The organism is Streptomyces aureocirculatus (assembly GCF_000720475.1).
Classification (GTDB): domain Bacteria; phylum Actinomycetota; class Actinomycetes; order Streptomycetales; family Streptomycetaceae; genus Streptomyces; species Streptomyces aureocirculatus.
Window position 1 is genome coordinate 130,414 of record NZ_JOAP01000002.1, and the last position, 13,781, is coordinate 144,194.

Annotated in this window: 10 protein-coding genes; 4 read left to right on the forward strand and 6 right to left on the reverse strand. The window is 73.6% G+C overall.

Annotation, left to right across the window (positions count from 1 at the left end; genetic code table 11):
• Positions 1–75: 75 nt before the first annotated feature.
• From cydC to IG78_RS0102565, 4 genes are read right to left on the reverse strand one after another with little or no spacing between them, the layout of a single operon-like run.
• Positions 76–1,884 carry a thiol reductant ABC exporter subunit CydC gene (gene cydC, locus IG78_RS0102545; protein WP_225882068.1) on the reverse strand — a complete coding sequence of 603 codons (1,809 nt, stop codon included), beginning with the start codon at positions 1,882–1,884 and terminating at the stop codon, positions 76–78.
• Between the two features lie 59 nt (positions 1,885–1,943).
• Positions 1,944–4,052: an ATP-binding cassette domain-containing protein gene (locus IG78_RS52390; protein ID WP_347400149.1), complete on the reverse strand. Its 2,109-nt coding sequence runs from the start codon at positions 4,050–4,052 to the stop codon at positions 1,944–1,946.
• A gap of 58 nt (positions 4,053–4,110) precedes the next feature.
• Positions 4,111–5,136 carry a cytochrome d ubiquinol oxidase subunit II gene (gene cydB / locus IG78_RS0102560; protein WP_030559393.1) on the reverse strand — a complete coding sequence of 342 codons (1,026 nt, stop codon included), beginning with the start codon at positions 5,134–5,136 and terminating at the stop codon, positions 4,111–4,113.
• A 5-nt stretch (positions 5,137–5,141) separates the two neighbouring features.
• Positions 5,142–6,488 (reverse strand): cytochrome ubiquinol oxidase subunit I, encoded by a 1,347-nt coding sequence (locus IG78_RS0102565; RefSeq protein WP_078965102.1) that lies wholly within the window; start codon positions 6,486–6,488, stop codon positions 5,142–5,144.
• 205 nt (positions 6,489–6,693) lie between these two features.
• Between IG78_RS0102565 and IG78_RS0102570 the strand changes: the two genes are divergently transcribed.
• The 3 genes from IG78_RS0102570 to IG78_RS0102580 all read left to right on the forward strand — a co-directional run bounded on the left by IG78_RS0102570 (position 6,694) and on the right by IG78_RS0102580 (position 9,475).
• Complete coding sequence (locus IG78_RS0102570) at positions 6,694–7,638, forward strand: LysR family transcriptional regulator (RefSeq protein ID WP_051852313.1); 945 nt, start codon at positions 6,694–6,696, stop codon at positions 7,636–7,638.
• 257 nt (positions 7,639–7,895) lie between these two features.
• A complete protein-coding gene (locus IG78_RS0102575; protein WP_030559398.1) occupies positions 7,896–8,219 on the forward strand; it encodes a 2Fe-2S iron-sulfur cluster-binding protein in 324 nt (107 codons plus the stop codon).
• A complete protein-coding gene (locus tag IG78_RS0102580; RefSeq protein WP_030559400.1) occupies positions 8,219–9,475 on the forward strand; it encodes an NAD(P)/FAD-dependent oxidoreductase in 1,257 nt (418 codons plus the stop codon). The genes IG78_RS0102575 and IG78_RS0102580 overlap by 1 nt, the downstream gene beginning before the upstream one ends.
• Here the strand turns inward: IG78_RS0102580 and IG78_RS0102585 are convergent.
• The gene (locus IG78_RS0102585; RefSeq protein ID WP_030559401.1) at positions 9,453–11,126 is read right to left on the reverse strand and encodes an FAD-dependent monooxygenase; all 1,674 of its coding nucleotides are present in this window, start codon (positions 11,124–11,126) and stop codon (positions 9,453–9,455) included. The two genes, IG78_RS0102580 and IG78_RS0102585, sit on opposite strands and share 23 nt — an antisense overlap.
• A gap of 624 nt (positions 11,127–11,750) precedes the next feature.
• On the opposite strand from IG78_RS0102585, the gene IG78_RS0102590 reads away from it, so the two are divergent.
• Entirely contained in the window at positions 11,751–12,923 is a 1,173-nt protein-coding gene (locus IG78_RS0102590; protein WP_225882066.1) for a trypsin-like serine peptidase, read from the forward strand.
• Positions 12,924–13,112: 189 nt separating this feature from the next.
• Here the strand turns inward: IG78_RS0102590 and IG78_RS0102595 are convergent, their stop codons facing one another.
• Positions 13,113–13,766 carry a DUF5825 family protein gene (locus IG78_RS0102595; protein WP_030559404.1) on the reverse strand — a complete coding sequence of 218 codons (654 nt, stop codon included), beginning with the start codon at positions 13,764–13,766 and terminating at the stop codon, positions 13,113–13,115.
• Between the last annotated feature and the right edge of the window lie 15 nt (positions 13,767–13,781).

Genomic DNA, 13,781 nt, shown 5'->3' on the forward strand with positions numbered 1-13,781 from the left:
TTGCGGTACATGGGACGCGGACCTTCTTACACGCTTGGGCGGCCGTTTCCAGGCCCCGGGCGTCGCCTGCGTGGCTCACGCCCGTCCGTGGTCGAGGGTCACGACGTGGTCGGCGGCGGCGATACCGGCTTGCTCGTGGGTGACCAGGAGCGTGGTGCGGCCGCGGGTGGCGTCGAGGATGTCGGCGAGCACGGCGGCGGCGGTCTCCGGGTCGAGCCCCTCGGTGGGTTCGTCGAGGACGAGGACGGGCGGGTCGGCGAGGAGCGCGCGGGCCAGGAGCAGCCGTTGCCGCTGGCCGCCCGACATGGTGGCGCCGTCCCCGCCGACGAGGGTGTCCCAGCGGTCGGGCAGCGACTCGACCCAGTCGATGAGCCGGGCCCGGCGGGCCGCTTCGCGCAGCTCGGCGTCGGTGGCGTCGGGGCGGGCCAGGAGCAGGTTGGCGCGGATCGTGGCGTGGAAGACGTGCGCGTCCTGGGTCATGCCGGTGATCAGACGGCGGACGTCCTCGCCCGCGCAGTCGCCGAGTTCGCGCCCGGCGACGCGGATGCTTCCCGCTTCGTACGGGACGAACCGCATGAGGGCCGCGATCAGCGTCGACTTGCCGGATCCGCTGGCGCCGAGCAGGACCACCCGGCGGCCTGGCGGCAGCCGCAGGCTCACTTTGTCCAGGACCGGCGGGCCGAAGGGGCGGTGGCGTACCCGCAGACCGGAGATGTCCACGCCGAGCGGCCCGGCGCCGGGGGCGGGGAGCGGGGCCGGGGCCGCCGGCTCGACGACGGGCGGCGGCGTGTCGAGGAGGTCGGCCAACCGCCGTGCCGAGGCCCGCACTTCGGCCAGGCGCCGGGCCGCGGCGGGGAGCGGGGCGAGGGCTTCGAAGGAGACCAGTGCGAGGACCGCGAGGACGGTGAGGTGTACGGCGGGCAGCGCACCGGCCGCGTGCGCGTGCAGCGCGAGCCAGGTCACGCCGACGGTCGCACCGCCCTGGAGCAGCAGGACGACCGCCGAGGCGAGCGAGGTGGTGCGGGCCCGGTCCCGTTCGAGGGAGGCGATCCGGGCGGCGGCCCGCTCCATCCCCTCTTGGGCGCGCCCCCGGGCCCCGTACGCGGCGAGGTCGGCCGCTCCCTGTGTCAAGTCCAGGGCGCGTGCCGCCAGTTCGGCGCGAGCCGCCTTCTCCGTGTGGCCCGCGCGACGGGACAGCGTGAGCACGAGCGCGGGTACGAGGAGTCCCGCGACGGTGAGCAGTACACCGAGGAGTACGCCTGCCTCCGGCAGCAGCGCCGTGGCTGTCGCGGTGGCGGCCACGGCCACCGTGCCTGCGGCCGCGACCGGGATCAGGACGCGGAGCAGCAGGTCCTGGGCGGCGTCGACGTCGTCGACGAGGCGGGTCAGCAGATCGCCGCTGCGGAAGGCGGGGGTGCCCGCGGGGGCGAGCGGCACCAGCGCCTCGTACACCCGGGTGCGGAACCCCGCGACGGCCCGCAGCACCCCGTCGTGACCGAGGAGGCGGTCCACGTACCGCAGCGCTCCGCGCCCGAGGGCGAGGGCGCGCACCACGACGATCGCAAGGCTCACCGAGGCGAGCGGCGGCTGTTCCGCGGCACGGGTGATCAGCCAGGCGGCGGTGGCCGTCAGGGCGGCGGCGGCCACCTCGCTGCCGGCCGCGGCGAGCGCCGCGGGCAGCAGCCCGCGCCGGTACGGGAGGAGGTGGCGCAGCAGGCGGAAGGTGGGACTTGGCGCCCGCGCCGGGGCGGGGGCTTCGGGCCCGGGACGGCGTGCGGGGGCGGGGAGGAGTCCCACGGGGGTTTCGGTGGTGGTGGTCACGGGGTCACCGGGGGTTTCGGTGGTGGTCACGAGGTGGCCAGGGGTTTCGGTGGTGGTGGTCACGGGGTCACCAGGGGTTTCGGTGGTGGTCACGGGGTGGCCAGGGGTTTCGGTGGTGGTGGTCACGGGGTGGCCAGGGCTTCCGCGGGGGTCGGTTCGGGGTGGTGCAGGGCGCCTGCGTGGACCGTGACGACGCGGTGTGCGTGGGGCAGCAGGGTCGTGCGGTGGGCGACGACGACGGCCGTGCGGCCGTGCATCAGGTCGACCGTGGCGCGGGTGACGGCGGCCTCGCTCTCGGGGTCGAGATGGGCGGTGGGCTCGTCGAGGAGCAGTACGGGGGCGTCCTTGAGGAACGCCCGTGCCAGGGCGATCCGTTGGCGCTGCCCGGCGGAGAGTCCGGCGCCGTGCTCCCCGAGCACCGTGTCGTAGGCGTCCGGCAGCTCCGCCACGAAGCGGTCGGCCGCCGCGGCCCGCGCTGCTTCCCGTACCTCGGCGTCGCTCGCGTCGGGCCGTCCGAGGCGGATGTTGTCCGCGACGGACGCGGCGAACAGGTGCGGGCGCTGCGGCACCCACGCGAGGCGCTCCCGCCACGCGTCGGGGTCGAGGTCGGCGAGGTCGGTACCGCCGACCGCGACCCGTCCCGACGCGGGCGTCACGAACCCGAGGAGCAGCGCGAGGAGGGTGGACTTGCCCGCACCGCTCGGGCCGACGAGGGCCACGTGCTCACCGGGGCGCAGGGCCAGGGTCACGTCGCGGAGGGCGGGCTCGGCGCGACCCGGGTACCGGACCGTGACCGCGTCGAGGCACAGGTGCGCGGAGTGGACGTCGGGGACCGGGGGGTAATGGTCGGTGCGCTGGGCGGGGGCCGGGGTGCGGTCGGTGCGCTGGGCGGGGGCCGGGGTGCGGTCGGTGCGCTGGGCGGGGGCCGAGGTGCGGTCGGTGCACTGGGCGGGAGCCGAGGTGCGGTCGGTGCGCTGGGCGGGGGCCGAGGTGCGGTCGGTGCGCTGCGCGGGAGCCGAGGCACGGTCGGTGCGCTGCGCGGGAGCCGAGGTGCGGTCGGTGCACTGCACAGCGACCCCGGTGCGATCCACGGGCTGCGCAGCGACCCCGGTGCGATCCACGGGCTGCGCAGCGACCCCGGTGCGATCCACGGGCTGCGCAGCGACCCCGGTGCGATCCACGGGCTGCGCGGCGACCCGGGCACGACCCGTATGCCGCACAGCGACCGGAGAGCGGTCCTCGCGCCGCACAGCGACCGGAGAGCGGTCCTCGCGCCGCGCGGGCGTGTCGTCGTCGAGGGTCGCGAAGACCTGTTCGGCCACCGTCACGCCCTCGGCGCTGTCGTGGAAGGCCGCCCCCAGGGCGCGCAGCGGCAGATACGCCTCGGGGGCGAGGAGCAGGACGGTCAGGGCCGTGCGCAGGCTGACGTCGCCGTCGAGGAGTCGCAGCCCGACGGGTACGGCCACCAGGGCCACGGAGAGGGTGGCGACGGTCTCCAGGACGAAGGAGGACAGGAACGCCACGCGCAGCGTCCGCAGGGTCGCCCGCCGGTGCGCGTCGGCCATCTCCCCCACCACCCGGGCCTGGTGCCGCTCGCGCCCGAACGCACGCAGCGTCGGCAGCCCCGCCACCACGTCGAGGAAGTGACCGCCGAGACGGGCGAGCAACTGCCACTGGCGGGCGGTGCGCTGCGCGGTGTGCAGGCCGACCAGCGCGCCGAACACGGGAATCAGCGGCAGGGTGACGACGACGATCAGCGCCGACGTCCAGTCGGTCCACAGCAGCCAGGCGACCACCGTGAGGGGCACCACGGCGGTGGCCGCCATCGTGGGCAGGTAGCCGACGACGTACGGGTCGAGGGCGTCCAGGCCGCGGGTGAGCAGCGTGGCGGTCTCGCCGTGGCGGCGGGCCGCGAGGCGCAGCGGGTCCGTGTGCCGGAGGCGGGCGGTGATCCGGTCCCGCAGCGTGCGCTTGGCGTCGGCGGCGGCGCGCTGGGCGAGCGCGCCGCGGGCCCAGGTCGTCAGCGCGCGCAGCGCCATGACGACGGCCAGCGCGGCGGTCGGCAAGGCCCGTACGCCGTGCCCGGCGAAGCCGTCGGCGAGGAGGGTCGCCAGGAGGGCCGCCTGGGCGACGACGAGCCCGGCGCCAAGGAGGGCGAGCGCCGCGGAGCGCGCCAGATGGCGCCGCAGCGCGGGAACGTCCCGCAGCAGACGGCGTTCGACGGGTTTCATCCGGGTTCCCTCTCGTTGCTCCGCGTGGCGGAGAAGTGGCTGCGGCGCAGAAGTGGCTTCAGAAGTAGCTGGGGTGGCGGCGGCCCGTACGGCCCCGGAAGGCCCACCAGCTCCACGACTGGTACGCGAGGATCACCGGGACCACGAGGACCCCGAACCCGCTGAGGATCTTCAAGGTGGCGCCGTCGGTGACGGCGTGGCCGATGTCGAGCCCCGTGCCCGCCGAGCTGATCAGGAGGTACGGGTAGTGCCCCGCCCCCACGAGGAGCACGGGAAGGGCGGTCGCGCAGCAGGTGGCCGCGAACGCCCGGACGCGGTGCTTGTGGGCGAAGGACCACCAGGCTCCGGCGAGCGCCGCCGTGAACAGGGCGGCGACGACTGCCGAGGTCACGCGGTTGGTCATCGAGGCGCCCGCCCCGAAGAGCGTCAGGAGCAGCGCGAGCGCGCCGACGGCGGCGACCCCACGCAGCAGACGCGCCCCGACCCGGCTTGCGCGCGCGGCGAGTTGGGGTCCGGAGCGCAGCGCGACGAATCCCGCGCCGTGCGCCGCGAACAGGAGCGCGGTGGTCACGCCGCAGGCCAGCACGAACGGCGAGAACACGGCACCGAAGCCGATGTGGAAGCTCCCGTCGGCCCGGCGCGGCACGCCGTGCAGCAGCAGGCCGATGACGAGCCCCCAGCACAGGGCGGGCACCGCGCCGCCGAACACGATCAGGGCGTCCCACACCCGGCGGGCGCGGGCCCCGCCGGAGCGGCCGCGCAGTTGGATCGCCGCGTTGCCGAGGACGAGGCCGACGAGGATCGCCACGATCAGCGGGTAGAGGCCGGACAGCAGGGTGCCCTCCAGGTGCGGGAAGGCGCCGAACAGGACGCCGGTGAAGGCGACGAGCCAGACCTCGTTGCCGAGGAAGAACGGCGCGATGGCGTCGAGGGCACCGTTGCGGCCCGCGCGGTCTTCTCCCGCGCCGCCCCGACTGCCGAGCCAGGGGTGCAGCATCTGCACGCCGTAGTCATAGCCGCCGAGCACGAAGTACCCGGCGAGAAGCAGGCCGAGGAGGGTCAGCCAGAGGGTCTCCAGACTCATCTCGCTCAACTTTCCGTGACAGAAGAGAGGGGGGAAGAAGGTGCCGAAAGGGAAGCCGTGGCGTGCGGCAGGGGCGCAGGCGTTCGCGGTGCCAGTCCCGCGGGCGGCTGCGCGGGGAGCGGCTCGGTGGCGCCGAGCTGCGTGGCGTCCGGTCCACGCCGGGCGAAACGCGTGATCAGCGTCCAGTTCGTCACCGCGAGCGCGACGAACACGGCGACGAAGACGGCGCACGACACGGCCACCTCCGTCGTGCTCACACCGGAGAACGCGTCCTCCACCGTCAACTGGCCGTAGACCAGCCAGGGCTGCCGCCCGACCTCACGCACCACCCAGCCGCCCACGGAGGCGATGAAGGGGAAGGGGACCATCGCCACCAGGACGTACAGGGCGAGGCGGCGGCGCAGCAGCCAGTCCTTCCACAGCAGGACGACGGCGATGAGCGTGATGGTGGACACGGTGTTGCCGATGATGGTCATCACGTCCATCGAGATCCGCACCGTGTCCTGCCAGGGCACGTAGTCGCCGGGCCCGTGCTCCCTGACGAGCCGCGCCTGCGCCTCGGCGACACCACTGTTCCGCAGCACCGCGTCCTTCATGGGCTGGGTGCGCTCGATCACGGGCCGCTGCATCTCGCCGACGACGACAACGAAGAAGGAGGTGACCGTGGCCACCCAGAGCCCGAGGCGCAGTGACCCGCGGAACAGTTCGGTCTCCGTGGTGCGCCGCAGGAAGTGGTAGGCGCTCACTCCGGCGACGAAGACGCCGCCCGTCGTCAGCGCGGCGAGCGCGACATGGACGAGCGCCACCAGGGCGCTTGAGTTGCTCAGGAGCGCTCCGAAGTCGGTCAAGTAGGCGGCGCCGTCGCGGACTTCGTAGCCGACCGGGTGCTGCATGAAGCCGTTGGCGATCATGATCCAGTACGCGGAGACATACGCGGTCAGGGCGACGAGCCAGATGAGCGTGACGTGCACGCCCCTGCGCAGCCGGCCCCAGCCGAAGATCCACATACCGAGGAAGGTGGACTCGGCGAAGAACGCGATGAGGGTTTCGAGGGCCAGGGGGGCGCCGAAGACATTGCCCGCGAACTTGCTCAGGCCGCTCCAGCTCAGGCCGAACTGGAACTCCATGACGAGGCCGGTGACGATGCCGACCGCGTAGTTGATGACGTAGAGCTGGCCCCAGAAGCGCGTCATGCGCTCCCGGACCGCTCTCTTGACGGGATCACGGGTGAACGCGGCCCTGGTGTGCATGATCGCCACGAGGGGGACGAGCCCCATGGTGAGGATCACGAACAGCCAGTGGATGCCGGTCGTGGCCGCGAACTGGAGCCGGGCCAGATCCGCAGCGCTCATGGTGCGACCTTCCTGCTTCGACATACGACGAGGGGATGTGGACGAGGGGATGTGAGGGCCCCCGCATCGCGTGTGCAGGTGTCGGACGCCGTGGTCCGGAACCTGCGCGGTGACCCGTTGACGACCGTAGGGAAAATCGCTTATGCGTTCCAAGACCGGTTTTGCTATGTCAAGATAACCGTGAAGGCATGAGTAGAGGTGGACCGTGGATCTTCTGCAGTTGCGTTACTTCCAGGTCGTCGCCCGGTACGAGCACATCAGCCGGGCCGCGGCGGAGCTCCGCGTCGCCCAGCCCTCGCTCAGCCGCACCATCGCGCGTCTGGAGGCCGAGCTCGGCTCCCCGCTGTTCGACCGGCAGGGCCGCCGCATCCGGCTCAACCCGTACGGCGCGATCTTCCTGCGGCACGTCGACCGCGCCCTGAGCGAGCTGGACGACGGCCGCAGGGCGCTGCGCGACGCCCGTGACACCGGGCTCGGCCGGGTGGGCGTCGCCTCCGAGACCCTGCTGACGATCACTCATCTCCTCGGCAGCTTCCGGGCCGCCCATCCCCGGGCCGACGTGCGGCTCTTCCAGTCGACGGCACAGGAGATGGAACGCCAGCTACGGGCCCGCGAGGTCGACTTCTGCGTGGCGTCGCAGCCGCTGACCGGCACCGGCCTGAAGTCCGTGGAGCTGGCCCGCGAGGAGGTGCTGCTCGCGGTGCCGCGCGGGCACTGGCTCGACGGGCGGGAGAAGGTGACCGTCCCCGAGATCGCCGACGAGCCGTTCGTCACCACACGCCGGGGCCACTGGCAACGCACCCTGCTCGACCGGCTGTTCGCGGCCGAAGGTCTCACGCCGCAGTTGTCCTGCGAGGGCGACGAGCCGGGCGCCAGCCAGGACATGATCAGCGCGGGCCTCGGCATCGGTCTGATCCCGGCGATCTCCCGCCGCGTCGGCACGGATGTCGCGGTCCCTGTCGCCTGGGTGCACATGGACGCCCCGGGCTGCCACCGCGTCCTGTCCCTGGTGTGGAACGAGGACGGCTATCTCTCCGAAGCCGCCCTGAAGTTCCAGGAGTTCTGCACCAGCAGGCCCTTCATGACCCACCGCCTGCCCGACCCCCAGCGCGGCCGCGCCCGCCGCACCGCCCCGGCAGAAGCCCCGTAGCCCGACCCGGACTTCCTCTGCTACGCTCCGCCGCACCGCCATTCCCCCGGGCCCCGGACTTCGCGTGTCCCCACGGCCCATGACTGGCGGCGAGCCGTCAGGGGTGTCGCGTCCCCCAACGGCGACGATCACGTCCCACACTTCCCTTCGGTTCTTCGCTGCGTTTTTCCCTTCGGTTTTCCCCTTCTTCCCAGTGTCCGGCGTCCGTGCCACGGCGCGCTCCCGCGCGCGGCCCGACGCCGTCGAGGAGTTCCGTCATGCCCAAAATCACGTACATCACCGTCGACGGCACCGAGCGTGTGATCGACGTCCCGGTCGGTACGAGCGTCATGCGCGGCGCCGTACTCAACGACGTCCCCGGGATCGTCGCCCAGTGCGGCGGCAACGCCCAGTGCGCCACCTGCCACGTCTACGTGGACGAGGCCACCCTCGACAAGCCGGAGCCGGTGCGGCCCGACGAGGACGACATGCTCGGCTTCACCGCGGACCCCCGCAAGGAGGGCAGCCGGCTGAGCTGCCAACTCCAGGTCACCGAAGACCTGGACGGCCTCATCGTCCACCTCCCGGAACGGCAGTACTGATGACCGGCGGCGCACAGCCCGCTTCCGTGGTCGTCATCGGGGCGGGGCAGGGCGGTCAGCAGACCGCGGTGTCCCTGCGCGAGCACGGCTACCAGGGACGCATCACCCTCATCAGCGGCGAGGACGCGCTCCCCTACGAACGTCCGCCGCTGTCCAAGACGTACCTCAAGGACGGCGCGTACCTCCGGGGCGACAAGCAACTGTGGCTGCGGCCCGCCACGTACTACGTGAACCAGTCGATCGACCTGGTCGCGGGCACCGTGACGGGGATCGACCGGACGGCGCGGGCGGTCCGCCTCGCCGACGGGTCCTCGTACGAGTACGGCCATCTCGTCCTGGCCACCGGGGCCCGGGCCCGCACACTCGGCGTGCCGGGGGCCGGGCTGCGCGGGGTGCACACCCTGCGCACCGTGCGGGACGCCGCCGCGCTCGGGGCGTCGCTCGCCGCCGCCCGGCGTGCGGTGGTGCTCGGCGCCGGGTTCATCGGGCTCGAATTCGCCGCCGTGGCCCGGGAGTCGGGCTGCGAGGTGACGGTCGTGGAGACACGGAGCCGCCCGCTCGCCCGCGTCGTGTCGGCGCGGGCCGCGGCGCACTTCACACGGCTGCACCGGGAAGCGGGCACCCACTTGCTGTTCGGCCAGGGCGTGGCGGCGCTGCACGGCGACCGCCGCGGGAAGGTGGCGGCGGTGGAGACGGCCGACGGCCGTCAACTGCCCGCCGACCTCGTCCTTTTCGGCGTCGGCGCCGCCCCGCACACGGAGCTCGCCGCCGCGGCCGGTCTGCCGGTGGACGACGGCATCACCGTCGACGCGCGGCTGCTGACCGCCGATCCGCACATCTCGGCCATCGGTGACTGCGCGTCGTTCCCGGCGCCCCGCACCGGGGGCCGGCTGCGGCTCGAATCGGTGCAGAACGCCGTCGGCCACGGCAGGCTCGTCGCCGAGCGGCTGACGGGGAGCCTTCGCGCGTACGACGAACTGCCCTGGTTCTGGAGCCGTCAGTTCTCCACGACCCTGCAGATCGCCGGGGTCGACGAGAGACCCGACCGCGAGGTGGTGCTCGGCGACGACCCCGACGCGTTCTCGGTGCTCCTCTTCCGGGGGAACGAGCTGCGGGCCGTCGAATCCGTGAACCGCCCCGGCGACCACATCGCGGCCCGCCGCCTCCTCCACCGGCGGGTCCCACTGAGCCCGGCCGGAGCGACCGCACCGGGCTTCACCCTCAAGGGGTACCTCACGGGGGCGTCGACCGGGTGATCGTGGCGAGGGCGGCACGGAGTTCCGTGTCGCCCGGCCGCGGCAGGGCGTGCCTGTGGGCGGCGATGTGACCGTCCGGCCGGACGAGCAGCGCCCCGTGCGGGCCGATACCCCAGTGGGCGGCGTGTTCCCCGGGGAGGGGCTCGACGCGCACCGGCCACGGTCCGGTGCCGAGCCGCTCCCAGGAGGCCGGGTCCGCGGTGAGCAGCGTGAACCACTCGCCGCAGGCGTCCAGCGTGGAGCGACCGGACGCGGTGCCATCGGCGCCGGCCCCCGCCCCTCCCCCGGGCTCGGGCTGGGGCTGGGGCTCGGGGCCTTCGGACGTGAGCCAGAGGTGCGGCAGGCGGTGGCCGGGCCCCACGGTGGGGACGTAGTCCGTGGCGTCGTCGGCCGACGTGTCAGCGGCGTCGTCGGCCGACGTGTCAGCGGCGTCGTCGGCCGACGTGTCAGCGGCGCCGTACGCGACACCGAGAACCAGGCCGAGCTGGGCGAAGTACCGGTCCGACCAGGGCAGTTCGACCGGCTTCGACGCCGACCCCGCGGTGCCGGAACGGAGCTGGGCGCGGCGTCGGTGCTGCACGTTCAGCATCAGCCGGGTGTTCTCCACGGCCCGGTGCAGGGTCCGGTGGGCGACGGGCAGGCGCTCCTGCGCGTAGGTGTCGAGAAGGTGCGGTCCCGCCCACCCCTGGCGGACGCCCGCCAGTTTCCAGCACAGGTTGTGCACGTCGGCCAGGCCGGTGTTCATGCCGAGGCCACCGGTGATCGGGACCGCGTGCGCGGCATCGCCCGCCAGCAGGATCCGGCCGTGTCGGAGGCGTTCGGCGACGAACGCGTTCATCACCCAGTGCTGCACCCGCACCACCTCGACCCGCACGTCGGTGCCGGGGCCGAGGGCCCGGGCGACGGTCGTGGGCCAGTCGGCGCGCGCCGGGTCGTCGGGGGTGAGGCCGAACCAGATCCAGCCTCCTTCGGGGTGGACGGGGGCGAAGGAGCCGTGGGCGGTGAAGTAGACGCCTGCGGGCCGGTCCGCGCACCAGCGGTCCAGGTCCGCGTCGAAGACGACGGTGGTGAAGCTGCCCATCGCGCCCGGGCCCGTGGTGCCGATGCCGAGCAGTTGCCGGACGGTGGAGTGCGCGCCGTCCGCGGCGAGTACGTGCTGGGCCCGCACCCGCGTCCCGGCGCCCCGCTCGTGGTCGACGAGCGAGGCCACGACGCCGTCGCCCTCGGGGTCCTCGGTGAGGCCGACGAGTTCGACGCCGAAGCGCACGGGTGCGTCCGCCGCGTCGAGGAGGACGGGCTCGATGCGGTCCTGCGAGGTGACCACGCCGCGCACCGGGCTCTCCGGCACCCGCGCGTCGATCCCCACCATCGCGGCGGTGGCGAACTCGGGGCCGCGCAGGGTGTCGCGGAAGCGGATGCGGCCGTACTCGGGTGCGAACGCCTCGGCGGTGATCCGGTCGGCGAGACCGAGCCCGCGGAAGATCTCCATCGTCCGCACATTGACGAGCCGGGAGCGCGGGAACGGGGACAGGCCCCGGCGCTTCTCCACGAGCAGCGTCCGCACGCCCCAGCGTTCGAGGAGCACCCGGGCGGCGAGCCCGACCGGACCGCCCCCGACGATCAGCACCGGCACCTCGTCACCCACCGTCATGGGTTCAACCTTCCGTACCCGGTGCCCGGCCGCAACGCCCGTGCGCCGAGGTGCGCCAGGTGCACCCGAACGCGCCCAGGACCGCCGGGCCGCCCGGCCAGTCTCCGCGCCCGGGACCGGTTCCAGGGTGGTGAACTCGTGGTGGGACCGGATCAGCAGGGACGCCTCCTCCGGGCAGGGAGCGGTGTGCGGCGCGGCGTCGAAGACGTGGGTCAGCCGTTCCCGCGCCCGGTACGGGGGCCGACCCGGGTCGCCGGTCGCGGCGAAGGCCGTCCACGCGGCCCCCATCCGCGCCGCCAGTCCCCGGTCCCGTCGGCCAGGTTGTCGGGACCCGCGACCAGGCCCAGCGCGAGGGACTGCGGCGGGCTCTCGGCGAAGGCGTCGGCCTGCCGTGTCCCCTCCCAGGGCGGGGCGGGCTCCGGTGGCACCAGGCGCAGCGCGCCGACCGGCGGCCCACTCTCCCATCTCTGACCGGCACACGTCTCACATATTGTCATGTACAGGCCTATCCTCAGGGGTCGTCAGTGCCCCGTACGGAGTCGGCGTCGGCCTCCCGAGACCTCGGAGAGCCGTCGACGCCGGCACGCCCGTGCGCGGCAGCTCGCCCCCACCGAGGAGACATCTGTGTTGAAGCGCCTGTTCATGGCCGCCGCCCTCGCGGCCGCGGCCACCCTGGTACCCGCCGCGCCGACGTCGGCGGGCGACACCGCACCGCCACGCGCCGAGGCCTCGCCGGTCCCGGCCGTCGGCGAGGAGAGAGCCGTCGACGTCGCACTCGGGTCCGCCGGTAACCGGACACGGCACGAGATCCGGCACCCCGGAGCGGCCTACGTCAAGGTCCACTTCGCCCGCCTCGCACTGGCGCCCGGCGACCGTCTGACGGTGGCCGACCCGGCCGGACGCGAGGTCCACACCTACCGCGCCGACCCCACCCGGGGGCCCGCACCGCGCGGCGACGCGAGCTTCACCCGGCACGGCCGCACCGGCTTCGCCGCGATGTCCGTGGACGGGGACACCGCCGTGGTCACCCTGCACACCCGCCAGGGACGGGATTCGGCCGCGCACATCGACCGGTACTGGCGCGGCTACACCCAGACGGAGATCGACACCAAGAACCCGAGGAGCGTGTGCGGCGCCGACGGCCGCCGTGACGCCGTCTGCTACCGGACCAGCCATCCGGCGCAGTACGCGGCGTCGCGCGGGGTGGCCCGCATGCTCAAGAACGGCGGCGGCTGGTGCACGGCCTGGCGCGTGGGCCGGGGCAACCACATGATGTCGAACAACCACTGCGTGAAGAACCAGGCCGAACTCGACACCATCGAGGTGCAGTTCGACTACGACTGCGCCACCTGCGGCGGCAACGACCCGCGGCCGGGCACCAAGGTCGGCGCGAACGCCCTCCTGCGCACCTCACCGGGCCTGGACTTCACGCTGTTCAACGTCGACAACTTCGACCGGATCACCCAGTTCGGCACGCTGTTCCTGGAGACACGCGCGCCGATCGCGGGCGAGCAGACCTACATAGCAGGACACGGTGACACCAAGCCCAAGCGCATATCGATCTACGAGGAGCGCGACGGCGGCGCCCTGTGCGGGGTGCGGAACGCGCAGCTCGGCACCGAGGACGTCGGGTACAACTGCGACACCTCGGGCGGCAACTCCGGCTCCCCGGTCCTCGCCTCCTCCTCGCACAAGGTGATCGCCCTGCACTGGGGCGGCTCCTGCCCGAACAACGTCGGCACCCGCATGGACAAGATCTACCCCCAGGTCCAGGACCTGATCGACAACCGCCCCTAGGGGCCTGTCCGACAATTCCCGTCGTCGCCCGGAGGGCGGCCCCGCGGCGTCAGGCGCGTGCTCACGTCGAGCCGGGTGCATCGCGTCGCGGGGCAGGAGGGAGTCTGACGACAGGCCCTGGGCGAGGGCGGTCGGCCCGAGGGCCCGGGAGGGCGTCCTGGGCCGCCTCCTCCCCCTCGGACGGCGATCTCAGATGGCGATCGACTGCTGCAACCAGCGGCTGACGCGGTACGGGAGCCACCAGGCGTACTCCCCGACGTCCAGGACGAGTTGCTCGGCGCGGAAGTCGTCCAGGGCGGCCTGCGGGACGGTGTCGGCGCGGGCGCCGTGGTCGAGCAGGACGACGGCCCGCTCGTACTCGGGTTCGTCGGCGGTGAAGCGGCGCAGCTCCCCCCAGCGTCGGTCGCGGATCTGGAGGAAGCCAGGACCCTTGCGCCACAGGCACTTGCACAGATAGTGGCCGCGCCGCCAGGAGCGGAGCGACTCCTCGGCGGTCTCGGGGCCGAGCAGCGCGGCGGGCGGCTGGAGGTGGCTGAGCACCCGCCAGGTCTCCCCCGCGTCCGGGGCGAGCCGCAGGTCCCACTCGACCATGACGGCCCGCGCGGTCAAGTCCCTTACGAGGCTCAGCGCGTGCAGGACCGCGGCCGGGTCGGCGGTGGCGGTGAGGTCCACGGGCGCGGGCAGCCGCACCCGGCGGGCGCCGAGCTCCCACAGGCGCGCGGCCTCGCCCCCGGCAGGACCGGGCAGTGGCACCTCGCCCAGGAACATGCCGGGCAGCGCGCACGCGGCGGGGTCGTAGTCACGCCAGGCAAGGAGCGTCGGCGTGGTGAGGGTGGCGGTCATCGGACGGACTCCTCC